Annotated in this window: 21 protein-coding genes and 1 tRNA gene; 14 read left to right on the top strand and 8 right to left on the bottom strand. The window is 60.1% G+C overall.

Annotation, left to right across the window (positions count from 1 at the left end; translation table 11 throughout):
- Positions 1 to 59 precede the first annotated feature (59 nt).
- Positions 60 to 1,484, bottom strand: coding sequence for a DEAD/DEAH box helicase (locus I5L03_RS06885; protein ID WP_197921003.1), 1,425 nt, complete (start codon positions 1,482 to 1,484; stop codon positions 60 to 62).
- Positions 1,485 to 1,579: 95 nt separating this feature from the next.
- Positions 1,580 to 2,161, bottom strand: coding sequence for a hypothetical protein (locus tag I5L03_RS06880; protein WP_197921002.1), 582 nt, complete (start codon positions 2,159 to 2,161; stop codon positions 1,580 to 1,582).
- Between the two features lie 158 nt (positions 2,162 to 2,319).
- Between I5L03_RS06880 and I5L03_RS06875 the strand changes: the two genes are divergently transcribed.
- Together I5L03_RS06875 and I5L03_RS06870 are read left to right on the top strand one after the other, a co-directional pair.
- Entirely contained in the window at positions 2,320 to 3,741 is a 1,422-nt protein-coding gene (locus I5L03_RS06875; protein WP_197921001.1) for an FAD-binding oxidoreductase, read from the top strand.
- Between the two features lie 141 nt (positions 3,742 to 3,882).
- Positions 3,883 to 4,674 carry a SapC family protein gene (locus I5L03_RS06870; RefSeq protein ID WP_197921000.1) on the top strand — a complete coding sequence of 264 codons (792 nt, stop codon included), beginning with the start codon at positions 3,883 to 3,885 and terminating at the stop codon, positions 4,672 to 4,674.
- 238 nt (positions 4,675 to 4,912) lie between these two features.
- Here I5L03_RS06870 and I5L03_RS06865 read toward each other — a convergent pair whose 3' ends face one another.
- Entirely contained in the window at positions 4,913 to 5,815 is a 903-nt protein-coding gene (locus tag I5L03_RS06865; protein ID WP_197920999.1) for an N-formylglutamate amidohydrolase, read from the bottom strand.
- Positions 5,816 to 5,989: 174 nt separating this feature from the next.
- On the opposite strand from I5L03_RS06865, the gene cpdR reads away from it, so the two are divergent.
- On the top strand, positions 5,990 to 6,364 hold the full coding sequence (gene cpdR / locus I5L03_RS06860) for a cell cycle two-component system response regulator CpdR (protein WP_197920998.1): 375 nt from the start codon (positions 5,990 to 5,992) through the stop codon (positions 6,362 to 6,364).
- A gap of 92 nt (positions 6,365 to 6,456) precedes the next feature.
- A tRNA-Val gene (locus tag I5L03_RS06855) sits at positions 6,457 to 6,531 on the top strand.
- A gap of 17 nt (positions 6,532 to 6,548) precedes the next feature.
- On the opposite strand, the gene I5L03_RS06850 is transcribed toward I5L03_RS06855, so the two are convergent.
- Together I5L03_RS06850 and I5L03_RS06845 are read right to left on the bottom strand one after the other, a co-directional pair.
- Positions 6,549 to 6,971, bottom strand: a complete 423-nt coding sequence (locus I5L03_RS06850; protein ID WP_234035128.1) for a MerR family transcriptional regulator — start codon at positions 6,969 to 6,971, stop codon at positions 6,549 to 6,551.
- On the bottom strand, positions 6,964 to 8,721 hold the full coding sequence (locus tag I5L03_RS06845) for a long-chain-fatty-acid--CoA ligase (protein WP_234035126.1): 1,758 nt from the start codon (positions 8,719 to 8,721) through the stop codon (positions 6,964 to 6,966). The genes I5L03_RS06850 and I5L03_RS06845 overlap by 8 nt, the downstream gene beginning before the upstream one ends.
- A gap of 157 nt (positions 8,722 to 8,878) precedes the next feature.
- Here I5L03_RS06845 and I5L03_RS06840 point away from each other — a divergent pair, with 157 nt between their 5' ends.
- The 9 genes from I5L03_RS06840 (at position 8,879) to I5L03_RS06800 (ending at position 20,904) form a co-directional block, all read left to right on the top strand.
- Entirely contained in the window at positions 8,879 to 10,015 is a 1,137-nt protein-coding gene (locus tag I5L03_RS06840) for a thiolase family protein (RefSeq protein ID WP_197920997.1), read from the top strand.
- The gene (locus I5L03_RS06835; RefSeq protein ID WP_197920996.1) at positions 10,015 to 12,357 is read left to right on the top strand and encodes a 3-hydroxyacyl-CoA dehydrogenase/enoyl-CoA hydratase family protein; all 2,343 of its coding nucleotides are present in this window, start codon (positions 10,015 to 10,017) and stop codon (positions 12,355 to 12,357) included. Before I5L03_RS06840 ends, I5L03_RS06835 begins: the two co-directional genes overlap by 1 nt.
- A 17-nt stretch (positions 12,358 to 12,374) precedes the next feature.
- Positions 12,375 to 14,165, top strand: a complete 1,791-nt coding sequence (locus tag I5L03_RS06830; protein ID WP_197920995.1) for an acyl-CoA dehydrogenase C-terminal domain-containing protein — start codon at positions 12,375 to 12,377, stop codon at positions 14,163 to 14,165.
- Positions 14,162 to 15,082, top strand: coding sequence for an NAD(P)H-dependent flavin oxidoreductase (locus I5L03_RS06825; RefSeq protein WP_234035124.1), 921 nt, complete (start codon positions 14,162 to 14,164; stop codon positions 15,080 to 15,082). The genes I5L03_RS06830 and I5L03_RS06825 overlap by 4 nt, the downstream gene beginning before the upstream one ends.
- 33 nt (positions 15,083 to 15,115) lie before the next feature.
- Entirely contained in the window at positions 15,116 to 16,183 is a 1,068-nt protein-coding gene (locus tag I5L03_RS06820) for a type III polyketide synthase (RefSeq protein ID WP_197920994.1), read from the top strand.
- The gene (locus tag I5L03_RS06815; RefSeq protein ID WP_197920993.1) at positions 16,176 to 16,862 is read left to right on the top strand and encodes a methyltransferase domain-containing protein; all 687 of its coding nucleotides are present in this window, start codon (positions 16,176 to 16,178) and stop codon (positions 16,860 to 16,862) included. The genes I5L03_RS06820 and I5L03_RS06815 overlap by 8 nt, the downstream gene beginning before the upstream one ends.
- Positions 16,841 to 17,938, top strand: a complete 1,098-nt coding sequence (locus tag I5L03_RS06810) for an NAD(P)/FAD-dependent oxidoreductase (RefSeq protein ID WP_197920992.1) — start codon at positions 16,841 to 16,843, stop codon at positions 17,936 to 17,938. Before I5L03_RS06815 ends, I5L03_RS06810 begins: the two co-directional genes overlap by 22 nt.
- A gap of 60 nt (positions 17,939 to 17,998) precedes the next feature.
- On the top strand, positions 17,999 to 19,225 hold the full coding sequence (locus I5L03_RS06805) for an NADP-dependent isocitrate dehydrogenase (protein ID WP_197920991.1): 1,227 nt from the start codon (positions 17,999 to 18,001) through the stop codon (positions 19,223 to 19,225).
- A 77-nt stretch (positions 19,226 to 19,302) separates the two neighbouring features.
- The gene (locus I5L03_RS06800; RefSeq protein WP_197920990.1) at positions 19,303 to 20,904 is read left to right on the top strand and encodes a bifunctional GNAT family N-acetyltransferase/carbon-nitrogen hydrolase family protein; all 1,602 of its coding nucleotides are present in this window, start codon (positions 19,303 to 19,305) and stop codon (positions 20,902 to 20,904) included.
- Here the strand turns inward: I5L03_RS06800 and I5L03_RS06795 are convergent.
- The 3 genes from I5L03_RS06795 to putP all read right to left on the bottom strand — a co-directional run bounded on the left by I5L03_RS06795 (position 20,901) and on the right by putP (position 23,163).
- A complete protein-coding gene (locus I5L03_RS06795) occupies positions 20,901 to 21,152 on the bottom strand; it encodes a hypothetical protein (RefSeq protein ID WP_325100116.1) in 252 nt (83 codons plus the stop codon). The two genes, I5L03_RS06800 and I5L03_RS06795, sit on opposite strands and share 4 nt — an antisense overlap.
- 61 nt (positions 21,153 to 21,213) lie before the next feature.
- Positions 21,214 to 21,426 carry a cold-shock protein gene (locus I5L03_RS06790; RefSeq protein WP_197920989.1) on the bottom strand — a complete coding sequence of 71 codons (213 nt, stop codon included), beginning with the start codon at positions 21,424 to 21,426 and terminating at the stop codon, positions 21,214 to 21,216.
- Positions 21,427 to 21,681: 255 nt separating this feature from the next.
- The gene (gene putP / locus I5L03_RS06785; RefSeq protein WP_197920988.1) at positions 21,682 to 23,163 is read right to left on the bottom strand and encodes a sodium/proline symporter PutP; all 1,482 of its coding nucleotides are present in this window, start codon (positions 23,161 to 23,163) and stop codon (positions 21,682 to 21,684) included.
- A gap of 317 nt (positions 23,164 to 23,480) precedes the next feature.
- Between putP and I5L03_RS06780 the strand changes: the two genes are divergently transcribed.
- Complete coding sequence (locus I5L03_RS06780; RefSeq protein WP_197920987.1) at positions 23,481 to 25,247, top strand: cation:proton antiporter domain-containing protein; 1,767 nt, start codon at positions 23,481 to 23,483, stop codon at positions 25,245 to 25,247.
- Positions 25,248 to 25,270: the final 23 nt, after the last annotated feature.

Genomic DNA, 25,270 nt, shown 5'->3' with positions numbered 1-25,270 from the left:
ATCGCATGGCGACACCAACAACCTATGTTAATGTCGTGAAATAGACTGATCGCGAGTGCTTAGTCGAAACCGACGCTGAGGAACTCCGGCTTGGGCCCGTTCCACTCGCCCGCCGGAACTGGGTCATCGTCCTGTTGGCGACCGCGCGACTTCTTCTGCTGAGACTGTGCAGGCTTTTCGCTCTTACGAGACTTTTGCTTGCGAGTGGGCTTTTCCTCGCCCTGATCGTCGGCCTGCTTCTTCGAACGGCGCTTCGGCTTTTCGTTCTTCTGCTCTTCCTTGTCGGCCTCTGCCGAACTCGTATCCGGCAGATCGACCCGCACGTCCTTCTTGCCGAAGACCGGTACTTTCGCCCCCGTCAGCTTCTCGACATTGTCGATCGCTTCAGCGTCTTCAGGCGCTACGAAGGTAAAGGCACGGCCCTTATTCCCGGCGCGTCCCGTGCGGCCGATGCGGTGGACATAATCATCCGGGTGCCAGGGCGTGTCGAAGTTGAAGACATGGCTCACGCCCTTAATGTCGAGCCCGCGCGCGGCAACGTCTGACGCGACCAGGATATTGATGTCGCCATCCTTGAATCGCTGCAATTCCTTGTTGCGCTGGTTCTGGTCTATATCGCCATGAATCTCGCCCGATTTAAAGCCATGGCGCTGCAGGCTCTTGTTGAGCTCGCGTACGGTCGTCTTGCGGTTGCAGAAAATAATGGCGGTTTCGACCAGATCGTTATTCAGCAGCCAGCGCAGGGTCGAGCGTTTCTCGCGCGTGGGGACCGGGATCTTGAACGCGGTGATATTCTCGTTGGTCGATGCCGCGCGGCTCACTTCGATGCGTTTTGGATTACTTAGGAACTTCTTGCCTAGCTTCTCGATCGGCGGCGGCATCGTTGCACTGAACAACAGCGTCTGGCGCGGTTCGGGCAGCTTGTCGCAGATGAATTCGATGTCCGGAATAAAGCCCATGTCGAGCATCCGGTCGGCCTCGTCGATCACCAACAGTTCGCAGCCGTTGAGCATGATCTTGCCGCGCTCGATCAGGTCCATCAGGCGGCCCGGCGTCGCGATCAACACGTCGACACCTTCGTTAAGCGCCTTCAACTGATCGCCCATCTGCACGCCGCCGATCAGCAGGGTCATCTGCAGATCGTGGTTCTGGCCGTATTTCTCGAAGTTTTCCGCGACCTGGGCGGCTAGTTCGCGCGTCGGCTCGAGGATGAGCGAGCGTGGCATGAGCGCGCGGCGGCGACCGCTCGCCAGCACGTCAATCATCGGCAGCACGAAGCTGGCCGTCTTGCCCGTCCCCGTCTGCGCGATGCCGATAATGTCCTTCATCATCAGGACGGCAGGGATCGCTTCTGCCTGGATGGGGGTCGGCTCTGTATAGCCGGCCTCGTCGACAGCTTTAAGTAATTCAGGAGATAGGCCGAGATCGGCGAAAGTGGTCAAATCAAAAAATTCCGGAAAATTAATGTGGTGCCACAGCTTCATGGCGAAGTCTTGCAAGCTGCGCGCCACTAGGCTTGGCAAGGCGGGAGAGTCAAGATTTACGGATAGATGAGCTGCGGAAGAAAGCGCCGTTGTGCCTAGTTGGCAACGGCGACCAGACGCGTAAACTTGGTGATTTGGCAGCTGCCACCGGCACGCGACTGCAAGCGATCACGCGCGACGCACAGCCTGCCATCATCGTTCCTGTCGATGTAGAAACCGGCATAATATGCCCGTGCCGAACAGCCGTTCTGCAGCTGCGCAGCGAGGACATTGCTGTCTTCCAGAAAGAAGAGAAGGCGATTGTCATTGGTCGGCTGGACACCGATGACTTCGTTTGCATCGATACAACTGCCGTAATCGACTTCCTCGAAACGCGCTTCCATCGGGCGGCGCGGGAGTTCATTGAGCATCGTCCTGCGATCCCGCGGAGCCGCTGGACCGATACGAATGACAATCCGTTGCTGAACGCGCACCTGGTTCTGGACGCTTTCATTCTGCGACTGTTCGAGCTGGTTGAACGGCCGCTCGCTTGCCGGATCGAAGCCGAGCACTGGAATGGATTGCTGTCCTGGCCGCGTGGGTGTCGCATCCTGCGCCTCCACTACAGCAGGGCCATATGCCGCCAACACGGGCACAAGCAGCGCAGCTGAGACCATCAAGGCGAGGAAGCGTTTCATATCACCGTCTGAAAATGCGAGCGGCCGTGTCCCGCCGCGTGTTGCGATGCCCCCTACGTCTGCCGGATTGAATGGCGGCTGAATTTGTCGTCGTCGCGACGCATGCCCTATCGCCCTTCACCTTTGCAACCCGCATTGGCTGCTGGCATCAGGCACGCATGACCGACTCGCATGCATTTCTCTCCGCCGCGCGTGACCTGCTGGGCGATCGCGGGCTGGCAACCGATCCGGAGCTTGTGGAGCCGTGGCTGACCGATTGGCGTGGGCGCTATACAGGCCGTGCGCTTGCACTCGCTTCGCCTGCCAGCGCTGAAGAGGTCGCAGCGTTGGTCAAGCTGTGCGCGGAGCACCGCGTCCCGATTGTCCCGCAGGGCGGCAATAGCGGCATGTCGGGCGGCGCAACGCCTGATGAAAGCGGCAATGCGATTGTCTTATCGCTGAGGCGGATGAACGAGGTGCGCAGCTTCGAAGCGGATGCGCGCGAAATTATTTGCGATGCTGGCCTAATCCTGCAGACATTGCATGAGACCGTGGCGGCCGAAGGACTGCGTTTCCCGCTTACGCTTGGCGGCAAAGGCTCGGCGACGATCGGCGGGCTCATCTCAACCAATGCCGGCGGAACGCAGGTGCTGCGTCACGGCAGCATGCGCGCGCAGGTTCTTGGTCTTGAGGCTGTCTTGGCGGATGGCAGCATTTTCGATGCGCTCACACCGCTCAAGAAAGACAATCGCGGCTTCGATCTCAAGCAATTGCTCATCGGGTCTGAGGGCACTCTGGGCATCGTGACCGGAGCGACACTGCGGCTATTGCCTGCGCTGGCGGAGCGCGCGGTGCTGTGGGCGGGACTTGGAGATATTCGCGATGCGCGCAAGCTCCTGCTCCATGCGCAAGCTCGGGCTGGCGATGCGCTCGAAGGCTTTGAAATCATGCCGCGCCATTCGCTGAGTGCGGTGCTCAATCACACCCCCGGCGCGCGCGCACCCCTGCAAGGCGAGCACGAATGGAACGCGCTGATGGAGCTGGCAGCGGATGCTGGTGGGGCAGAAGCCCTTCCTGACCTCGCACAAAACCTGCTCGAAAGCGCTTTCGAAGCCGGATTGGTGGAAGACGCGACGATCGCCGCGAATGAGCGACAGGCGGAAGAATTCTGGACGTTGCGGGACGAAATCGCTCCCGCCGAGCGCGCTCTTGGCCCGGCTATGCAGCACGATATCTCCGTGCCCGTCGCGAAAATGGCCGACTTCGTAGCCGAAGCCGTGCCTAAGGTGGAGCGCGAATTTCCTGGCACCAAGGCTATCGGCTTCGGCCATCTGGGCGACGGCAATGTGCATTTCCACGTTCTCGCTCCCAAGGGCGCAACGCCCGGTGAATGGGAAAAAACCGATGGCAAAATCATCAGCAAATTCGTGCATGACGAGGTGACGCGCTGGGGCGGATCGATTAGCGCCGAACATGGGATTGGGCAATTGAAGCGCGATGAGCTGGCGCGGCTCGGCGATCCCGTCCAGCTAGCCGTTTTGCGGCAGGTAAAAGACGCGCTTGATCCGCATGGGTTGCTCAATCCCGGCAAGCTTCTCTGAGCAGCCTGCCCTCAATACGGATGCGCTTGCTTCATGCGCCTCCACGCTCTAAGGCCCGCCCCCTGAGATTCATGGTGTGATGTCGGCGATGACAATCCCGGTTCATGGCACCTTTTGACCATCGATACCGGAGAAAAAATTATGGCCAGCGCGCCGAAACCGAATTTGCCCGTCCTTTATAACGAACTCGTTCCGCTCAACAGCACGGAGCACGCGACCTGGAAAGGCCGCACCACGGACAAGGCCCCTTGGGTTGCGAACCAGCACGCTATCCCGCTGACCGTGGAAGAATTCCCGCTCGCACAGCGCGACTACCCGATCGTGTTCTCTTCCGGCGATCGTCCTGTTCCGCTCGCTCTCATGGGCCTTAATGAAGGCGTGAACGTCTTCTTCAATGACGAAGGCGTTCCGCACGGTACGCCGTACATTCCGGCGTATATTCGCCGTTATCCTTTCCTGCTCGCCAAGCTGCAGCAGGATACGGACAATCTCTCGCTCTGCTTCGATCCGACCGCCAATCTTGTCGGTGAATTCGATGAAGGCAATGCCCTGTTTGACGAGAACAAGGAGCCGAGTGAGCACACCAAGGGCCTGCTGCAATTCTGCGAAAAGTTCGAAGAAGCCGGCAACAAGACACAGCTGTTCATGAAGGAACTGGAAGACGCCGACCTGCTGATGGATGGCGAAATCTCTATCCAGCGTCGCGACAATCCGGACCAGCCCTTCACCTATCGCGGTTTTCGCATGGTCAATCAGGAAAAGCTGCGCGAATTGCGTGGCGACCAGCTGCGCAAATGGAATGAAAACGGCCTGCTGCCGCTCATCTTCGCGCACCTGTTCTCGCTTGAGTTGATGCGCACCGTTTTCGCCAAACAAGTGGATATGGGCAAAGGCCCTATCGCTGGCGAAATGGCACCGCCTGCCGCGAATTAGGTTTGCACGCCGCAAAGCTTTCAAATAACTGAAATCATGGAAAAGGCGCGGTCCGAAAATGGCCGCTCCTTTTCTTTTGAGTCTTGAAGACGAGAGCACCAACATTATTTTAGTAATGTCCGGTCAGCGCTCCCCTCATGGCGTGGCCGGATGGGTGCAACCCCCTTGCACCCCTCCCTGAACCTTGGCCGCCCCGTGCAATATGTGCGGGGCGGTTTTTTGGTTTTAATTCAGGCGATTATTCAGCCGCTTGGGAGAAATTGCGGGTGCTGCCCGCAAGCTGCTCTGCCAGTCCGCGCACAAGGAACGCGACCATGTCCACCACTTGCTCCAATCCGTCGCCCGGCTCTTGCAATCGGTTATCGAGATAGGCGGCACGGCAGACTTCCAGCTGCATTGCATTGATGCGACGATTGGGCGCGCCATGGCGATCCAATACATAGCCGCCCGCATAGGGGCGATTATGCGCGGCGCGGGCGTGGCGGCGGTCAAAACGTTCGAATGCAGCGGCGATCAATCCGCTATCGCACGATGCACCAAATCGATCGCCAATTACGAAATCGACTGCGGCGTTCGGCCCGCTTTTTGGGCCGAGAGGAGGCATGGAATGCAAATCAATAAGCAGCGCCGCGCCCCAGCGATCGCGAATGGACTCAAGCGATTTTGCGAGCGCGACGTGATAAGGCTGGTGAATCGCCTCGATCCGCTCTTTCAGTTCTTCCCCGCGCATCAGCCCGGTCCAAAGCTCCCCCATCCCCGGCAGGCGGCGCGGCACCAGCCCCAATCCGCTTCGCGCCCTGCGCCCGGCCGCCAGCCTCTTGCCAAGCGGCCGATCCGCTGTTGCCACCATCTGCCAGTCGATATCGTCGGGAGAGCGATTGAGATCGATCATTGCGCGCGGCGCATTCGCTGTCAGCAGGGCTGCGCCGGTCTCTTCGGCCACGGCCTTGCCCACCAGATCGACAAGCCGGTCTTCCAGCCGCAGCGCTGTCTCTTCAGGCGCCCGCATCCGCTCGCATAGGGCCGCCGGATAGTCGCGTCCGGCATGTGGAACGGCGATCAGAATCGGGATTGCACCGGGGCGCGGCTGGCGCAGCGAAAAGGCCGGAACGCCCTGTTTTCCAGGGATATACCCGGCCATGCGCTTAATCGAATCGCGCCGCGATGTCTCAATTCGGCTCATTAAGGATAGTGCTGGCCGCGATTATCCCCTGTGTCAAAGCTGGGCACTCAGCAAAGCGCACAAGACTTTGTTACGAGTTGAAGCCTAAGGAGGCGCCAGATTCGAAATACCACCCATCATGAGGACGAAAGCATGATCCGCATCCTGCTAGCCGAAGACGACGAGGCAATGCGCACCTATTTGACCCGCGCGCTCGAACAGGCTGGCTATTGCGTGGTTGCTGTTGCGTCAGGCGCGGAAGCGCTGCCGATGATCAAGACAGAGATTTACGATCTGCTGCTGTCGGATATCGTGATGCCGGAGATGGACGGTATTGAACTGGCTCAGCGCTGCAATGAACTGAGCCCGGACACCAAAGTGATGTTTATCACAGGCTTTGCCGCCGTCTCGCTGCGCGCAAGCCGCGAAGCTCCGCAGGCAAAAATGCTGTCCAAGCCTTTCCATCTGAAGGATCTGGTGATGGAAGTAGAACGCATGTTCGAAGATGTGGCGGCCGCTTCGCTTTAATCGCGCATTTCGCCGATCAAGACACTTGCAAGACCAATGAGGCGGCGCTAGATGGCCCGCCTGCCCTCCAGCAGAGGGCACCCGAATGGTGCGGGCGTATAGCTCAGTGGTAGAGCACTATGTTGACATCGTAGGGGTCCCAAGTTCGAACCTTGGTACGCCCACCATTCGTTTTCCCTGAAATTTAGTTGCTGGCCCGGTCGATGCGCTCTTGCGCTTCAGCATTCATCTGCTTCAGCTCACGAATGGTCTGGTCAATTGCATCGCGCTGTTCGGCCAGCTCCTCGACGCGCTGGTTGATGCGGCGCTGCAGGTGGCGCATCTGCTCTACCTTGCCGCCTTCTTCATTGTCGTAAAGCGAGAGAAACTCGCCGATTTCGCGGATCGAAAAGCCCAGCCGCTTGCCGCGCAGTATCAGCTGCATCCGGCCCATTTCACGCTTCGAATAAGCGCGCATCGTGCCGACCCGCTGCGGAGAAATGAGGCCCTTGTCCTCATAAAAGCGCAAGGTACGCTGAGTGACGCCCAGAGCCTCCGCCGCTTCGGCGATGCTTTTGAGCGGCTCATTTCCTTGAGCTTCATTCATGGTCGCAACGCTATCAGGCATCGGCACCGCCTGTTGCAGCCTCGGCATCGCGCTTCGCTTTCTCCTCGGCGACCAGCTGCTTCTTTTCCAGCTTGCCAACCAGCGTCTTGGGCAGCTCGTCGCGGAATTCGTAGGCGTCGGGCATTTCGATGGGATTGAGGCGCATTTTCAGGAACTCGTGCAGCTGGCCTGCATCCAGTTCCTCGCCTTCATGCAGCGCGATGAACAGCTTGGGCGCTTCGCCGCGATACTCGTCGGGAATGCCGATAGCGATGGCCTCTTTGACCGCCGGATGCTCGTAAGCGGCATCCTCGATCATGCGCGGATAGACGTTATATCCGCTGCACAGGATCAGGTCCTTGATCCGGTCTACGATGAAAAGATAGCCGTCCTCATCGAGATAACCGATGTCGCCCGTTCGCAGCGAATCGCCGAAGAAAGTGTCCTTGGTAGCGCGGGGGCGGTTCCAATATCCCTTCATAACCTGCGGGCCGCGCGCACAAATTTCGCCGCGATGATCGGGGCCGATACCCTCGACAAGATTACCCTCCTCGTCGCGCAATTCGATGATAGTCTGCGGGAAAGCAGGACCGGCGGAGTTTTCCTTCACCGGCGTGCGCCCCAGCAGCGGATTGCTGGTGATGATGGGCGCAGCTTCGGTGAGGCCATAGCCTTCTGACACCAGTGAGCCGGTTCGCCTTTCGAACTTCTCACGCACCTCGAGCGGCAGCGGCGCGCCGCCGGAGCAGCTGGTCAGCACCATCGAGAGATCAGGCAGCTTGTCGTCCGGCAGCGATCCGAGCGCGTTGTAAATAGTAGGCACGCCGAACATCTGCGTCGGCGGCTTGCGCTTCACGCTCTTCAGCACCTCATCCATTTCGAAGCGCGGCAGCAGAACGAGCTCGCTGGCGGTATCGACGCCGAAATTGAGCACGCAAGTAAGCGCGAATACGTGGAACAGCGGCAGCACGCCGAGCGTGCGCTCCTGCTGGTCCCGCTCTACACCGACATGCAGCATCATCTGTGCAGAGTTTGCCGTCAAATTCGCATGGGTGAGCATCGCGCCCTTGGGCCGGCCGGTCGTTCCGCCCGTATATTGCAGCACCGCCACATCCTGCGGGTCCATCTCTACAGGTGCGGGACTGGGATCGTGCGCTGCGAGATCGCGATAATCGACATAGGCGACACCGGCCTGCTTCTTCGCGAGCGCCGAACGCTTGAGGGTGCGCAGCCCCAGGCCTTTCCAGAACGGCAGCACGTCGGCCATCGGGCACAGCACGATCTTCTCGATTGCCGGATAGCCATCCTCACCCGTCTTGCCCCAGGCGGCGGCGACTTTGGAATGCAGCAGTTCCAAATCCGGCACAGCGACCATTTTAACGCCGGCATTGGTGATCAGGAATTCGACTTCGCTTTCCGAATACAGCGGATTGATGTTCACCACCGTCGCGCCGGTGCGCAGCACGGCGAAATACACGATCACCGAATAGGGCGTATTGGGCAGGCACAGGCCAAAGCGGTCTCCCTTACCCAGCCCTTCCGCCTGCAAGCCGGTGGCGACGCGATCGACCAGATCGCCCACTTCGCCATAGGTCCATTCGCGGCCCATGAAATCCACGCAAACGCGATTGGGATAGGTGGAGACGGCATGATCGAGAGACTGGGTCAGCAAGCGCGGGCGAATATTGCCGTCCGCATCCAGAATGCGACTTGTGTCCATCAGGCGGAACCCTTCGGGAACCTCGACCATGAAATATCCTTTCTCCATCATATGCCCTCAAATCGCCGAACAAAAAGTCTAACCGGCCTTCGAGAGCATCTTGATTCCCACACGCTTAACGTATACGTCAAGTAACAGACTTTATCGTAATCAATCGGCGCGAAAGGTCAATCGACCATTCGAATCGGATAAGAAAGGCAGATGGAACATGAGTGATGTCGTTATTGCGGGCTATGTCCGCTCCCCCTTCCACCTCGCGTATAAAGGTGCCTTGGCCAAGGTGCGCCCCGATGATCTGGCAGCGAACACGATTCGCGGACTGATCGAAAAGACCGGCGTGAAGGCGGAAGATATCGAAGACATCGTCATGGGCTGTGCCTTTCCCGAAGGCGAACAGGGCTTCAACATTGCTCGCCTCGTTGGCCTGCTGGCTGACCTGCCGATTAGCGTTGGCGGCATGACCGTAAACCGCTTCTGCGGCTCCTCGATGAGCTCGATCCATTACGCCGCTGGCCAGATCGCCATGGGCGCAGGCGAAGTGTTTATCTGCGCAGGCGTTGAAGGCATGAGCCGCGTCCCGATGACAGGTTTCAACCCGATGCCGAACCCGGAGCTCGCCAAGTCGAGCGCTGCCTATCTCGGCATGGGCGACACGGCAGAAAACGTCGCCAAGAAGTACGACATCAGCCGCGAAGAGCAGGAAGCCTTCGCCGTGCGCAGCCAGCAAAAGGCAGGCAAGGCGCTGGAAAACGATGCCTTCGCTGATGAGATCATCCCCTTCACGCTGCCGGACGGAACGGTTGTCGACAAGGACGGCACGCCGCGTCCCACCACCACAGCAGAAGACCTTGCCGGCCTGAAATTGGCTTTCGATGAGAACGGCACTGTCACCGCCGGTACGTCCAGCCCGCTGACCGACGGCGCAAGCGCCGTGCTGGTTTGCAGCGAAGAATACGCCAAGGCGAACGGCCTCACCGTAATGGCCAGGATCAAGAGCATGGCCATTTCCGGCTGCGCGCCTGAAATCATGGGCATCGGTCCTGTCGGCGCGAGCCAAAAGGCGCTCGAGCGCGCTGGCCTCTCCATCGATGATATGGATGTGATCGAGCTGAACGAAGCATTCTCCAGCCAGTCGATCGCCACAATCCGCGACCTTGGCGCGAATGAAGACAAGGTCAATCTGGATGGCGGCGCCATCGCCATCGGCCATCCGCTGGGTGCCACTGGTGCGCGTATCGTTGGCAAGGCAGCCAGCCTGCTGCAGCGCGAAGGCGGCAAATATTCGCTGAGCACGCAGTGCATCGGCGGCGGCCAGGGCATCGCTACGATCCTGGAGAAGGCATAATGCCAGAGAACACTCAAACCACGACCATCAACAAAGTCTGCGTCATCGGCGCGGGCACGATGGGTGCAGGCATTGCGGCGCAGGTCGCCAATGCCGGTATTCCCGTGCTGCTGCTCGATATCGTCCCGAAGGATGGCGATAATCGCAATGCCGTGGCAGAAGGTGCCGTCGCAAAAATGCTCAAAACGCAGCCTGCGCCTTTCATGAGCAAGCGTGCGGCCAAGCTAGTCGAAACGGGCAATATCGAAGATCATCTCGACAAGGTCGCCGAATGCGACTGGATCGTCGAAGCGATCATCGAACGGCTCGATATCAAGCAGGATCTGTATTCCAAGCTGGAAGAGGTTCGCACGGCTGGCACGGCGGTTTCGTCGAATACGTCGACCATTCCCCTCGCCCAGCTGACCGATGGCCGGAGCGATGCGTTCAAGAACGATTTCCTGATCACGCACTTCTTCAATCCGCCGCGCTACATGCGCTTGATTGAAATCGTAGCAGGGCCGCACAGCGATGCTGGCACGGTCGAAATGGTCAAGGAATTTGTCGATCGCAAGCTCGGCAAGACCGTGGTCGATGCCGAAGATTCGCCCGGCTTCATCGCCAACCGCGTCGGCACCTTCTGGATCCAGCAGGCGGTCAACTCCGCTTTCGATCTGGGCATTTCGGTTGAAGAGGCTGACGAAATCGGTGGCCGCCCGATGGGTGTGCCGAAAACGGGCCTCTTCGGCCTGATCGACCTGATCGGTATCGACCTTATGCCGCATCTCATGAAGTCGCTCACCAGCACACTTCCGAAAGATGACTGGTATCAGCAGATCGCCCGCAGTGAGCCGATGATCGAAGCGATGATCGAGGAAGGCTATACCGGCCGCAAAGGCAAAGGTGGCTTTTACCGCATCAACCGCGAAGGCGGTGGCAAGGTAAAGGAAGCCAAGGACCTGAAGAGCGGTGAATATCGCGCAGCAGCCCGTCCGGGCCTGGTGCGTGGCCCCGCTGCCAAGGGTGATCTCAAGTCGCTTATCTCCATGAAAGGGAAGGTCGGCGATTACGCATGGTCCGTGCTTGGCCCGACGCTCTCCTATGCCGCCAGCATCGTTCCCGAAGCGACCGCGACTGTGGTCGGCGTCGATGACGCGATGAAGTTAGGCTATAACTGGAAGCGTGGCCCCTTCGAGATGATCGACGCCATTGGCGCAGCGCATCTCGTCGAGCGGCTGAAGGAAAGCGACTATCCGGTCCCGCCGATCCTCGAGCAGGTGGGTGACAAGACGTTCTATCGCGTCGAAGACGGCCAGCTGCAATATTTCGGCACCGATGGTCAATACCACGATGTCGAACGTCCCGAAGGCGTATTGCTGCTGGAAGATGTGAAGCGCACGTCCGAGCCGGTCTCGAAGAATGGCTCTGCCGCCCTGTGGGACATCGGTGACGGCGTTGTCGCACTGGAATTCACTGGCAAGATGAATGCTCTTGATGAGCAGGTCATGAAACTGATCCAGCAGGCCGTGCCGCTGGTGAAGTCGGATTACAAGGCGCTCGTCGTTTACAATGAAGGCTCCAACTTCTCCGCCGGTGCCAATCTTGGCCTTGCCATGTTCGCGATGAATATCGCGGCGTGGAGCGAAGTCGAGAAGTCGGTGCGCGGCGGCCAGGCGGCTTACAAGGCGCTGAAATATGCGCCTTTCCCCGTAGTGTCGGCTCCATTCGGCATGGCGCTGGGGGGCGGGTGCGAAATCTGCCTGAATTCCGATGCCATCCAGGCGCATGCCGAAACCTATATCGGCCTGGTCGAAACGGGCGTGGGCATCATTCCCGGCTGGGGCGGCTGCGGCGAGATGATTTCTCGCTGGCAGGAAAACCCGCGCCATCCCAACGGTCCGATGCCGGCAGTGTCCAAATCCTTCGAAATCATCTCGACCGCGACGGTCGTAAAGTCTGCGGCGGAAGCCAAGGAATATGGCTTCCTGCATCATAAAGACGGTATCACCATGAACCGTGATCGCCTGCTATACGATGCGAAGCAGAAGGCATTGTCCATGGTCGATGGTTATGAAGCACCTGAAAAGCCCGAGTACCGCTTGCCCGGCCCGTCCGGCGCGGCGGCGCTAAAGCTGGCGGTTGAAAGCTTCCACAATCGCGGCATGGCCACCGAACACGATGTGACGGTGGCAGAAGAGCTCGCCTACGTCCTGACCGGCGGCAACACCGATCCGATCGACGTGCTGAGCGAAGCCGACATGCTCAATCTCGAAGTCGAGGCGTTCATGCGCCTCGTCCGTAACCCCAAGTCGCAGCTGCGGGTCGAGCATATGCTCGAAACCGGTAAGCCGCTGCGGAACTGATTTAGGGAGAATACGACATGCAAGTCTATGAAGCCCCCATTCGCGATATGCGCTTCAACCTTGAAGAGCTGCACGAAGATGACGGTTTCGGAAATCTCGAAGGCTTCGAGGATTTCGACGAAGATATGACCGGCGCCATTCTTGAAGAAGCGAACAAGTTGTGCCGCGACGTCCTTCTTCCGCTCAATTGGCCGGGCGACCAACAGGGCTGCCGCATCGAAAACGGGGTCGTGCGCACGCCCGATGGTTTCCAGGAAGCCTATAAGCAGTTCTGCGAAGGCGGCTGGGCCGGCCTCGTCGTCGACCAGAAGTGGGGCGGCCAGGGCGCGCCGCATGCTCTCGCCAAGATGGTCGAGGAAATGAGCTGTTCGACGAACCTGTCATTCGGCCTTTATCCCGGCCTGACGGGCGGCGCGATGGTCAGCCTCGAAGCCTATGGCTCGGAAGACCAGAAGAACTTCTACATGCCGAAAATGGCCAATGGCGAATGGTCTGGCACGATGTGCCTGACAGAGCCGCACTGCGGCACCGATCTCGGCATGCTGCGCACCAAGGCAGAGCCGCAGGAAGATGGCAGCTGCCTCATCACCGGCAACAAGATCTTTATCTCCGCCGGGGACCATGATCTGGCTGAAAACATCATCCACCTCGTGCTCGCGCGCCTTCCCGATGCACCGAAGGGCGTGAAAGGCATTTCGATGTTCCTCGTACCGAAGTTCCTTCCGAAGGATGACGGTTCGCTGGGTGATCGCAACCCGGTCACCGCGACCGCGATCGAGCACAAGATGGGCCTCAAGGCATCGGCAACCTGCCAGATGAGTTTTGATGGCGCCAAGGGCTGGCTCGTCGGCCCGGAAAACCGCGGCCTCGAGGCGATGTTTGCCATGATGAACACGGAACGTGTCGCAGTGGGCATTCAAGGCCTCGGCATGGGCGAAATCGCCTATCAGTCTTCCGTTTACTACGCGAAGGACCGGCTGCAGGGTCGCTCGCTTTCGGGCGTGAAGAACCCCGATGGTCCGGCCGATCCGCTGATCGTCCATCCGGACATCCGCCGCATGCTGATGACCATGCGCGCCTATAATGAAGGTTGCCGTTCGGTCTCCGCATGGGTCAGCCGCGCGCTCGACGCAGAGCATGCTTCACCTGAGCCTGAAGCACGCGCACGTGCCAAGGACTTCGTCGCGCTGATGACCCCGGTGGTGAAGGCGCTCTTCACCGATCTGGGCCATGAAAGCACGCATATGGCCATCCAGCTGCACGGCGGCCATGGATACATCCAGGAAACCGGGATCGAGCAGTTCGCCCGCGATGCCCGTATTGCGCAGATCTACGAGGGCGCGAACGGCATTCAGGCGCTCGACCTTGTCGGCCGCAAGTTGCCCGATCGCATGGGCCGCAATTTGCGCAGCTTCTTCCACCCGGTCAGCCAGTTCATCGAAGACCATGCAAATGATGAGCACATCGGCAAGATCGTCGCCGGCCTGCAGCAGAGCTTCGGCGCGCTACAGCTGTCGACCGGCCATATCGCACAAAAAGGCCTCAAGGATCCGGAAGAAGCCGCTGCGGCTGCTACCGATTACTTGCGCCTGCTTGGCTTTGTTGCCATGGGCTATTGCTTCGCCAAATCGGCCAAGCTTGCCAAGCAGAAGCTGGCTGAGGGCACTGGTGAAGAGCAGTTCTACAAGAGCAAGCTCACCACCGCGCAGTTCTTCTTCGATCGTCTGCTGCCGCCCGCAACGGCGCAGTTCATGGCGATCAAAAGCGGCAAGGCGAGCATGATGGACATGCCGGCGGACGCATTTTGAGCGGTCCCAATAAGGCCGTTCAGGACTTCAAGGCGCGGTGTCGCATCCCTGCGATCGCCGCGCCGATGTTCCTGTGCTCAGGCCCGGATCTGGTCGTTGAAACCTGCAAGGCAGGCATCGCCGGGACGTTTCCGGCGCTGAACCAGCGCACCAGCGAGGGTTTTGAGGACTGGCTGAAGGAAATTCAGGACCGGCTCGGCCCTGATGATGCGCCCTATGGCGTCAACCTGATCGTTCACCAATCGAACCCGCGCGTGCAGGCCGATCTGGAACTTTGCGTGAAGCACAAGGTTCCGCTTATTATCACTTCGCTTGGCGCTGTGCCCGATCTGGTGAATGCGGTGCATTCCTATGGCGGTCTGGTGTTCCACGATGTGATCAAGCGTCGCCATGCCGAAAAGGCTGTCGAGGCCGGTGTCGATGGCATCATTGCTGTTGCTGCGGGCGCTGGCGGCCATGCCGGCACGTTCAGCCCTTTCGCGCTCGTCAGTGAAATTCGCGAGTTCTACGATGGTGCGATTATCCTGTCGGGCTGCATGACCGATGGCGGACACGTCCTCGCTGCAGAAGCGATGGGAGCGGATTTCGGCTACATCGGCAGTCACTTCATCGCCGCCAAGGAAAGCATGGCTGGCGACGGGCAGAAAGACATGATGATCGTATCCAGCGCGCAGGATATCACCTACACCGACACAGTGACGGGGGTCGGCGCGAACTTCCTCACGCCCAGCCTCAATGCTGCCAGCATCGAACATGCTCCGGGTGAAATGTCGCTCAATGAAGAAGCCAAGGCATGGAAGACCATTTGGTCAGCCGGACATGGTGTTGGCGCGACCAAGGAGAGCTTGCCAGCCAAGGTCATCTGTGAGCAACTGATTGCCGAGTATGACGCTGCCAAAGCCAAGATCTGCGGATAATCCGCTGCCACAATCGGCGCGGTGGCTGCTGCCATGACAGATAGCCACCGCAGCCCACCCACACCCCGCATCAATGCAATCGCGACTGCGGTTCCGCGCAGCGATGTTCATGCTCGCTATACGAAATGGGCCTCCCGGCAATTGCCGGAGCGCAGCGCCGCGGTGTTCGCGCGCATGGAGCAGCGCAGCGGCATCGCGCATCGCTATTCCGTGCTGACGGGCGCCGACGCGGCGCTGGAAAGCGGCAGCTTCTACATGGCGGATGACCCACCCGGCACCGCTGAACGCATGCACCGGTATACTGAAGAGGCACCGGGCCTCGCGTTGGAAGCCATCGGCAAGCTCCCCTCGCTCGAAGGGGTGACGCATCTGGTCGTCGCCAGCTGCACCGGCTTTATGGCCCCCGGCCTCGATCAGGTATTGGCCCGCAAGCTTAACCTCGCCCCGACAGTAGAGCGCGTCAGCATCGGTTTTATGGGCTGCTACGCCGGTGTCACCATGCTGCGCACTGCAGCCCATATCATCCGGTCCCAGCCTCAGGCGAAGGTTCTTGCAGTCTCGCTGGAGCTTTGTTCGCTGCATTTGCAGGAAACCGACGACCTCGAAGCGATGCTGGCCATGGGCCAATTCGCCGATGGAGCGGCAGCAGTGCTGCTCAGCGCAAAAGGCGAAGGGCTCGGCCTGGGCGCAGGGCTGTCCGCGGCGCTGGAAGAGAGTGAAGATCTGATCACCTGGACCGTGGGGGACACCGGCTTTGCCATGCATCTGTCCGGCGCAGTGCCCGGCCGCCTCGCCGATGCGCTGGATGATGCAAGCCTGCAATCCACCATTTGCGGCGATACCCGGCCCAAGGCATGGGCCATTCATCCCGGTGGTCGCTCGATCCTCGATGCCGTCGAACGTGCGCTCGAGCTTCCGAAGGAAGCCCTGTCCGCATCGCGCGGAGTGCTGCATGATTACGGCAATATGTCCTCGGCAACCGTCCTGTTTGTCCTGCAGCGTCTGATGGCCGAAAAGCCGGAGAGTGGCGTTGCGCTCGCCTTTGGCCCCGGGCTCGCCATGGAAGGCGTGCGTTTCGGCTGGGAGAGCGGCGATGCTTGAAGAACGGCTGCAGACCGAAGAGCTGATGGACGATCCGACGCTGCCGGAGGAAACCTATCGTGAGGTCCTGGCAGACCTTGCCAAGGTGAACCGCATCACCCTCGCCTATCGCCCGACGCTCGCTTTCCTCGACCGTGTCATTGATGATCGCAAGCGGCTCAAGGTGCTCGATGTCGGATATGGTCAGGGCGATATGCTCCGCGCCATCGCCGATTGGGCAGACAAACGCGGCGTCAAAGCGGAACTGGTCGGCGTCGATCTTAACTCACGAAGTGAAGCGGCTGCACGCAAGGCCACCCCGTCCCATATGCCGATTACCTATCGCACCGGCGATTACGGCGATCTGATCGGCGCCGGTTGGGACTGCGTCGTTTCCAGCCTTGTCGCCCACCATATGACGCATGATGAGCTCGTCCTCTTCCTGCGCTTCATGGAGGCGGAGTCGCGGCTGGGCTGGTTCGTCAACGACCTGCATCGCCATGCGCTCAGCTATGCCGGATATCCGGTGCTGGCGACACTTGCGCGCTGGCACCGCATCGTGCGGTCAGACGGTCGCACGTCGATCGCGCGCTCGTACCGACCCGAAGAATGGGATGCGATCCTTGATGAAGCGGGTGTCGAGAATGCGAGTGTCGAGCGTTTCTTCCCTTTCAGGCTATGCGTATCGAAAATCCGCTAATCTTGGGTGCAGGCCCGGCGGGCTGCGCGGCTGCCATCTGCCTTGCGCGGACGGGCGAAACGCCGCTTCTTCTGGACCGCGACGAGCATGTCGGTGATCAGCTATGCGGTGGCTTTCTCAGCTGGCGCACCGCGCAGCAGCTCGGCGATCTGGGCATCGATCTGGAGCAGACGGGCGCGCACCGCGTATCCCAGCTCCGGCTGTTCCACGAGGATCGCTATGTCGAATTGCCCTTGCCCCATCCGGCATACGGCCTGTCCCGCCATGCGCTCGACACGGTAATGCGCGCCAAGGCGGTTGACGCGGGCGCGCGACTGAAATTCGATACGGTCCGCAGGTTGGAACCCGGCGTCGCGCATGGGCAGACGCAGGATTGGCGCTCCGACGCGATATTTCTCGCCACCGGCAAGCACGATGTGCGCGGCCAATCGCGTCCGCGCGATGACAAGGACACGGCGCTTGGCCTGAGGTTGCGCCTGCCCGCCAATGCGCAGCGCACTGGCTTGTTGGAAAACGCAATCGAGCTGCACCTTTTCGATGGCGGCTATGTCGGCATCGTCCTGCAGGAGGGCGGCTCTGCCAACATCTGCCTGGCGGTGCGCAAATCCGCTCTCGCCAGCCACGGCGGCTCGCCCGAAACGCTTTTTGCGGAACTTGCCGAGCTGATCCCCGCGCTTGCCGAACGGCTGGGCGACGACTGGCGCGACGCACGCACCGACACAATCGGCGCAGTGCCCTATGGCTGGATATGCCGGAAAACGCAGCCCGGCCTCTATCGCCTAGGCGATCAGGCGGCGGTGATCCCCTCTCTGGCAGGTGAAGGCATTTCCATTGCCATCGCGAGCGGGGTTGCGGCAACCAATGCCCATGCAGCGGAGCAAGGGGCCGAGCACTACCAGCAGGAATTTGCCCGTCGTGCCGCGCGCCCGGTCGGTCTTGCCCGCATGGGTTGGCATCTCGCCGAAACCCGTCTTGGCGCGCGCGGAGCCCTCGCTCTGGCCCGCATTGCGCCCGGATTGATCGCGCGATTTGCCGATTGGGCAAGGATTCAGGCGCCCCCTCCCCTTGCGCGGTAAATAGGGTCTGCTAACAGGCGGCCAACTTCACACAAACTGGTTGAGAAACGGGGAAGCCCCATGGCAAAAATTCAGGTCAAGAATCCGGTTGTCGAGCTTGATGGCGACGAAATGACGAAAATCATCTGGCAGTGGATCCGCGAGCGGCTCATCCTGCCTTATCTCGACATCGACCTGAAGTATTACGACCTTTCAATCGAAAAGCGTGACGAGACCGATGACCAGATCACGGTGGACGCCGCCAATGCGATCAAGGAACACGGTGTCGGCGTGAAATGCGCCACCATCACGCCCGATGAAGCACGCGTCGAAGAATTCGACCTCAAGAAAATGTGGCGTTCGCCCAACGGCACGATCCGCAACATTCTCGGCGGCGTGGTTTTCCGTGAGCCGATCGTCATCGACAACGTGCCGCGCCTCGTGCCGGGCTGGACCGACCCCATCGTGGTCGGCCGTCACGCCTTTGGTGACCAGTACCGCGCCACCGACACGCTGATCCCCGGTGCGGGCAAGCTGCGCCTCGTCTTCGAAGGCGAAGATGGCCAGAAGATCGACCTCGACGTGTTCGAATTCGAAAAGCCCGGCGTCGCCATGGCGATGTACAACCTCGACGAGAGCATTCGCGACTTCGCGCGCGCCAGCTTCAACTACGGCCTCGACCGTGGCTGGCCGGTATATCTCTCGACCAAGAACACCATTCTCAAGAAGTATGATGGCCGCTTCAAGGACCTGTTCCAGGAGATTTTCGACGCGGAATTCGCCGACAAGTTCGAAGAAGCCGGCATTCACTACGAACACCGCCTGATCGACGACATGGTCGCCGCCGCCCTCAAGTGGAACGGCAAGTTCGTGTGGGCCTGCAAGAACTACGATGGCGACGTACAGTCGGACATCGTCGCGCAGGGCTTCGGCTCGCTTGGCCTGATGACTTCTGTGCTGATGACTCCGGACGGCAAAACCGTCGAAGCAGAAGCTGCGCACGGCACCGTCACCCGCCACTATCGCCAGCACCAGGAAGGCAAGGCGACCTCGACCAACCCGATCGCCAGCATCTTCGCATGGACACGCGGTCTGATGTATCGCGGCCGCTTCGACAATACGCCGGACGTCGTGGCTTTCGCCGAAACGCTGGAGCGGGTCTGCATCGAATGCGTCGAAAGCGGCAAGATGACTAAGGACCTCGCGCTCCTCATCGGCCCGAGTCAGAGCTGGATGACGACCGAGCAGTTCTTCGAAGCCATCGTAGAAGGCCTCGAAGCCGAGATGAGCAAGCAGGGCCTCGGCTAAGCTACCAAATTCCAACAGACTGGAAACGAAACCCCCGTTGCGCCATTAATCCGGCATAACGGGGGTTTTCCCATTTTATGACCAAAGCACGTCTCGAAGTCCGCCAGGCCGAAACCGGCGATATCCGCCGCATCGCAGCGCTGGCAAAACGCGTTTATGAGGACTTCGCGCCTTACACGCAGGGCGAAATTCGCGGGCAGCTGAACAATTATCCCGAAGGTTGCTTCGTAGCGGTGCTGGACGACAAGCTCGTCGGCTATTGCGCCACAATGCGGATCGGCGGGGACAAGGCGCTTCGCCCGCATACCTGGGATGAGATTACCGGCAATGGCTACGGCAGCCGCCATGATGCCAAGGGCGACTGGCTTTACGGCTATGAAATGGTCGTGGACCCCAAAGTGCGCGGCACCCGCATCGGGCGGCGACTGTATGAGGAACGCCGTTTTCTCGCCGAACAGCTGGAGCTGAAAGGCATCGTTTTCGGCGGGCGCATGCCGAATTTCAAACGGTCCTATCGCCGGGTGAAGGATCCGCAGGAATATCTCGATCAGGTTATTGCGGGTAAGATTCACGATCCCGTCCTGCGTTTCCAGCTGGCCAATGGGTTCGAGCCATTGGGCATCCTCCCAAAGTATCTGCCGGAGGATGTGAAAAGCCGGGGCAATGCGGTGCACATGGTGTGGCGCAACCCGTGGGTGGATCAAGAAGCGAGCCCGCAAGCGCGTGTCCCGCGGGGGGTCGAAAATGTCCGTGTGGCCACCTGCCAGCTGCAGGCGCGCGCGGTTAAAGACTTTGACGAATTCATGGGGCAAGTCCGATATTTCGTCGATGTTGCAAGCGATTATGAAGCAGACTTCATCCTGTTTCCCGAACTATTCACCCTCATGCTGCTGAGCGCGGAGGAGGAAGAACTCTCACCGCTCGAAAGCATCGAGCGCCTATCCGAATACACGCCGCGCATCCGCGACGCGCTCAGCGAAATGGCGCTCAAATACAACATCAACATCATCGGCGGCTCGCACCCCACGCGGATGGAGGATGGCGACATCCACAATGTCGCTATGGTGTGCCTGCGCGATGGCTCGATCCACGAGCAGGAAAAAATCCACCCTACGCCGAACGAGGCCTATTGGTGGAACATCCGTGGCGGCGATGCGGTGGACGTGATCCAGACCGATTGCGGCCCGATCGGCGTGCTGATCTGTTACGATAGCGAATTCCCCGAGCTCGCCCGCCGTCTGGCGGACGAAGGCGCACGGATCATCTTTGTGCCCTTCTGCACCGATAGCCGCCAAGGCTATATGCGCGTACGATATTGCTCAGCCGCGCGGGCGATCGAGAACCAGGTCTATATGGTGATGAGCGGCAATGTGGGGAACCTGCCCAATGTCGCCAACATGGACATCCAATATGCGCAAAGCTGCATCCTGACGCCGTGCGACTTTCCTTTCGCCCGCGATGGTATCGCTGCCGAAGCAACCGAGAATGTGGAGACGCTGACGATCAGCGATGTAAACCTCGCAGACCTCGCTTGGGCACGCGCCGAAGGCACCGTCCGCAATCTCGCCGACCGGCGGTTCGATCTCTATCGTATCGAATGGGAGCACCGTGAGGGAGCCACGGCAGCCGAGCCAAGCGGCCCGCCACCAATGCACCAACACGGGCCAGGTGGGGGTTAGGCTTCGAGCCCTTGCTCTTGTGCGGCAGCTTCGGCCGCGACTTCGGCTTCAGCTTCGCGCTGTTCACGCTTTTCGCGCTCAACCTTTTCGCGTTGCTCGGCAACTGAACGCGCCTTTTCGGCCAGCCCGCGCCAGGTTTTCTCAGCGCGCAGTTCGCGGTCGCGAACATTGTCCAGCGTGGCGGCAGCAGCAGCGGCGGCAGCCTTGTCGGCACGCTCGCAGCAGGCTTCATAAGTGTCGGCCATCATCGTCTCCAGCCGGTGAAAGGAAACGGGCGCGGAAGCCGAAGCCGCCGCGCCCGCATGAAGATTAATCGGCAGCCGAAAGGTTTACAGCGCTTTCCTTGCCGTTGCGGCCCTGCTCTACATCGTAGTTCAGGCGCTGTTCCTTATCGAGCGTATCCATGCCCGCTGCCTGCACGGCAGTGATGTGCACGAAGCTGTCAGCAGAACCATCGTCGGGCTGGATGAAGCCATAGCCCTTGTCTGCGTTGAAGAATTTTACGGTGCCAGTCTTGGCCATAATGCGTTCCTTTCAAGAACGTAAGGTTGTCCGCCCGCGAAATTGCAGGACAGGTCGTCGCGTCAAATCGTTCGAAGAAAGGAAAACGTCGTCTGGTTTGCGCCGGGGCCAAAATGGCAAGCGGCGGTCGGCAAATTTCGAAGTCCGTCGCAAATTCCGACGTCAGCCAGAGCCATATAGGCGTGATGCGCCCAAATAGCGAGGATTCATTCTACTACCGCCCGAATGAGCATCGCGCCAAACCGAAATTGTGCGTCAGGCGGCCCGAATACCTGGGCTCGCTTCCCCGTCCTTGGCGGTTGCCAGGCTCACCAGCCAGATCGCCAGCCATGCCGCGATAAAGCCCGGAATGATCTCATAAACGCCCTCACCGCCGAAGAAGCTGCTGTTCCACTCCAGAGCGATCCACGCCATCACGACGCCTGCGCCTGTTACCAGACCCGCAACAGCGCCAGCGCCGGTCATTCGCTTCCACGTCAGCGAAAGAATGATCAGTGGGCCGAAGGCTGCGCCGAAACCTGCCCAGGCATTCGCCACCAGCGCCAGAACGCCGCTTTCCGGATTGCTCGCAATCACGATTGCGGCCACGGCCACCAGCGCGGTGCTGATCCGCCCCACGGTCACAGCTTCACGCTCGCTCGCATCCTTTTTGAGGAACAGGCGGTAGAAGTCCTCGGTCAGCGAGCTGGAGGAAACCAACAGCTGGCTCGAAATCGTCGACATGATCGCCGCCAGCAGTGCCGCCAGCAGGAAGCCGGTGACGAAGGGGTGAAACAGCGTGTTGGCGAGCAGGATGAAGATGGTTTCCGAATTCTCCAGTTCCAGGCCGTTCAGCTCGACATGCGCGCGACCAAGCACGCCGACACCCACCGCACCGATCAGCGCGACCAGCATCCAGCCCAGACCGATATTGCGCGCGGTTTCCACGCCGCCTTCGCGAATGGCCATGAAGCGCACGATAATGTGTGGCTGCCCGAAATAGCCGAGCCCCCACGCGATCAGGCTGAGGAAGGCGATCACGCTCATGTCGCTGGCAAGGCTGAGGAAGCCGGGATCAATCTCGCGGAGTACCGCGGCGCTTTGCGCCGCACCATCGCCGAACAGGACCACCAGCGGCATGATGACGAGCGCCACCACCATGATGCAGCCCTGCACGAAATCGGTGAGGCTGACGGCCAGAAACCCTCCGACCATCGTATAGGCGAGCACCACCAGCGCGGTGAGCAGGACGCCTGCCGTATAAGGGCTCACTCCCAGCACCTCGCCTTCGAAAAACGTGCTTTCAAACAGCAGCCCGCCGCCCACAAGGCCGGCAGCCGAATAGACGGCAAAGAACACCACGATGATGATGGCGGAAATCACTCGCAGCGCGATCGCCTGATCGGGGAAGCGATTGGCGAGGAATTGCGGAATCGTTAGTGCATTGCCGTATCGCACGGTCTGCTCTCGCAGGCGCGGGGCGACCACGACCCAATTGACGACGGCGCCGACAAACAGGCCGATCCCGATCCACGCTTCGACCAGACCGCTGAGATACAGCGCGCCGGGAAGGCCCAGCAGCAACCAGCCTGACATATCCGACGCACCGGCAGACAGAGCGGCAACGGCAGGTGGAAGGTTGCGCCCGCCCAGCAGATATCCCTCGCTATCCTCGGTCGAGCGCTTCCACGCATAGAGACCGATGCCGATCATCAGGATGAAATACAGGGCGAGTGCGACGATTGTTGCGATGTCCATGGGCGCATGCATACCAATCGAAGCGCATGTGTCACGGGGGCTAAAAAATTACGCACGGGTATTGCGGTTGATTGCTCAGCGCGAAACTTTGGTTTGCCAGAGCCACCCGTGGCGAATTTTCATTACGGCGCTGCGCAAAACTCGCTTTCCTACAAAAACGAAATGCTGCTCTGCCGATGCGATGAAACGCCTGATTTCACCCGCCAGGAAATTCACTCCTGAACACTGTCACACCTGTCACACCCCCCGCGAACAAAGCGACGTGCCAGCCCGTTTCGCAGTTGCGAAGAACGCTGCCACTCTGTCATAAGCCGACAATGCATCACGCCGAAATCACCCCTTTGATGAAGGATGCCCTCGTCATCCTCGGCGCGGCCGGGATCGTCATTCCGCTGTTCGCGCGTTTTCGCGTGACACCGATCATCGGGTTCATCCTCGTCGGCCTGCTTGTCGGCCCTTTCGGCCTCGGCAAGCTGGTCAGCGACTTCGACTTCCTGCGCCATATCACCATTTCCGAGCCCGAAGCGCTCGATCCCTTCGCCGAATTCGGCATCATCCTGCTGCTGTTCACGATCGGCCTCGAATTGAGCTTCAATCGCCTGTGGCAACTCAGGAAACTGGTGTTCGGCCTCGGCGCGCTGGAGATCCTCGTCATTGGCGCGCTGCTGGCCGTGGCGCTCTCTTTAACCGGTCTCGATTGGTACGGATCGCTCGCTTTGGGGCTTGCCCTCGCCTTCTCATCCACCGCACTTGTCCTGCCGATATCGGGCACGAACACGCCGGTGGGCCGCGCATCTTTGTCGATGCTGCTGTTCGAAGATATCATGATCGTGCCGATCATCTTCCTGCTCGGCGCGCTTGCTCCCAACGCGACCGGAGACGGGTGGAGCGGCCTGCTCGACACGCTGTGGAAAGGCGGATTGGTGGTCGCGGTGATGATGATTGCAGGGCGTTTCCTCTTGCCGCATCTCTTCGCCCAGGCTGCGCGCACCAAGAGCCCGGAGCTGTTCCTCGCCGCAAGTATGCTGGTGGTAATCGGCGCGAGCCTCGCCACTGCGCTCGTCGGTCTCTCACCCATCGTGGGCGCGCTGATCGCCGGATTACTGATTGCCGAGACCGAATACCACACCGAAGTCGAAGGCATCATGGAGCCGTTCAAGGGTCTCGCGCTCGGCGTGTTCCTCATCACCGTGGGCATGGGCATCGACATCATGGTGATCTGGGATCAGCTGTGGCAGATCGCTTTCGCTGTTATCGGAGTACTCACGCTGAAGGCCATCGTTACGGGCGTATTGCTGCGCCTGATGGGTGCGCGCAAAGCGACAGCGACAGAGACCGGGATCCTGATGGCGAGCCCATCGGAAACCACGCTCATCGTGATGGCTGCCGCTTCAAGCGCGCTGCTGATCTCGCGCGAAACAGCCCAGTTTTGGCAGATTGTGACAGCTATCGGTCTCACCGTCACTCCGCTGCTCGCCATGCTGGGCAAGCGATTGGCACGGCAGGTGGAGCCTGCTCCAACGCTTGATGAGCTGGATGAGGAAGGCCGCGACGCGCCGCGTGTTGTGATCGTCGGGCTTGGCCGTGTCGGGCGATTGGTGGCACAGATGCTCAAGCGGCACGATGTGGCCTATGTCGCGATCGACTCCGATCCGGACCTGATCGAAAGCGCGCGGCACGATGGATATTACGCTGTCTATGGCAACGCGCTGCGCGAAGATGCGCTGGACAAGCTCAATATTGACAAGGCCCCTGCCGTTATCCTGACCATGGACGAGCATATCCTCGCCCAGCGAATGGTTCGCAAATTGCGTACGGCGTTCCCCGAATTACCCATTATCGCCCGTGCGCGCGACAGCTTCCATGCAGCAGAGCTCTACCGTAGCGGCGCAAGCACGGCTGTGCCCGAAACGCTCGAAAGCTCATTGCAGCTGTCGGAGGCGGCGCTGGTCGATATCGGCGTGCCTATGGGGCCTGTTATCGCCAGCATCCATGAAAAGCGCGATGAGTTTCGCGAACGGATTCAGGAGGATGGCGCGTTGGAGCACAAGCCGAAATTGCGCACCAGCACCAGTGAAAACTGACTTTCGGGGATAGTCCGCGGCCT

It is taken from the genome of Aurantiacibacter sediminis (assembly GCF_016019885.1).
GTDB classification, from domain to species: Bacteria; Pseudomonadota; Alphaproteobacteria; order Sphingomonadales; family Sphingomonadaceae; genus Alteraurantiacibacter; species Alteraurantiacibacter sediminis.
The sequence above is the reverse complement of the archived record's forward strand: the minus strand, read 5'-3'. Positions and strand labels throughout refer to the sequence as shown.

Coding starts and splice junctions, on each gene's coding strand:
- I5L03_RS06830 (WP_197920995.1), top strand. CDS start 12,375: ATGCAAGTCTATGAAGCCCCCATTCGCGATATGCGCTTCAACCTTGAA.
- I5L03_RS06880 (WP_197921002.1), bottom strand. CDS start 2,161: ATGAAACGCTTCCTCGCCTTGATGGTCTCAGCTGCGCTGCTTGTGCCC.
- I5L03_RS06815 (WP_197920993.1), top strand. CDS start 16,176: ATGCTTGAAGAACGGCTGCAGACCGAAGAGCTGATGGACGATCCGACG.
- I5L03_RS06865 (WP_197920999.1), bottom strand. CDS start 5,815: ATGGCCGGGTATATCCCTGGAAAACAGGGCGTTCCGGCCTTTTCGCTG.
- I5L03_RS06810 (WP_197920992.1), top strand. CDS start 16,841: ATGCGTATCGAAAATCCGCTAATCTTGGGTGCAGGCCCGGCGGGCTGC.
- I5L03_RS06840 (WP_197920997.1), top strand. CDS start 8,879: ATGAGTGATGTCGTTATTGCGGGCTATGTCCGCTCCCCCTTCCACCTC.
- I5L03_RS06820 (WP_197920994.1), top strand. CDS start 15,116: ATGACAGATAGCCACCGCAGCCCACCCACACCCCGCATCAATGCAATC.
- I5L03_RS06805 (WP_197920991.1), top strand. CDS start 17,999: ATGGCAAAAATTCAGGTCAAGAATCCGGTTGTCGAGCTTGATGGCGAC.
- I5L03_RS06780 (WP_197920987.1), top strand. CDS start 23,481: ATGCATCACGCCGAAATCACCCCTTTGATGAAGGATGCCCTCGTCATC.
- I5L03_RS06835 (WP_197920996.1), top strand. CDS start 10,015: ATGCCAGAGAACACTCAAACCACGACCATCAACAAAGTCTGCGTCATC.
- I5L03_RS06800 (WP_197920990.1), top strand. CDS start 19,303: ATGACCAAAGCACGTCTCGAAGTCCGCCAGGCCGAAACCGGCGATATC.
- I5L03_RS06790 (WP_197920989.1), bottom strand. CDS start 21,426: ATGGCCAAGACTGGCACCGTAAAATTCTTCAACGCAGACAAGGGCTAT.
- I5L03_RS06845 (WP_234035126.1), bottom strand. CDS start 8,721: ATGATGGAGAAAGGATATTTCATGGTCGAGGTTCCCGAAGGGTTCCGC.
- I5L03_RS06870 (WP_197921000.1), top strand. CDS start 3,883: ATGGCCAGCGCGCCGAAACCGAATTTGCCCGTCCTTTATAACGAACTC.
- I5L03_RS06850 (WP_234035128.1), bottom strand. CDS start 6,971: ATGCCTGATAGCGTTGCGACCATGAATGAAGCTCAAGGAAATGAGCCG.
- I5L03_RS06795 (WP_325100116.1), bottom strand. CDS start 21,152: ATGATGGCCGACACTTATGAAGCCTGCTGCGAGCGTGCCGACAAGGCT.
- I5L03_RS06885 (WP_197921003.1), bottom strand. CDS start 1,484: ATGAAGCTGTGGCACCACATTAATTTTCCGGAATTTTTTGATTTGACC.
- cpdR (WP_197920998.1), top strand. CDS start 5,990: ATGATCCGCATCCTGCTAGCCGAAGACGACGAGGCAATGCGCACCTAT.
- putP (WP_197920988.1), bottom strand. CDS start 23,163: ATGGACATCGCAACAATCGTCGCACTCGCCCTGTATTTCATCCTGATG.
- I5L03_RS06875 (WP_197921001.1), top strand. CDS start 2,320: ATGACCGACTCGCATGCATTTCTCTCCGCCGCGCGTGACCTGCTGGGC.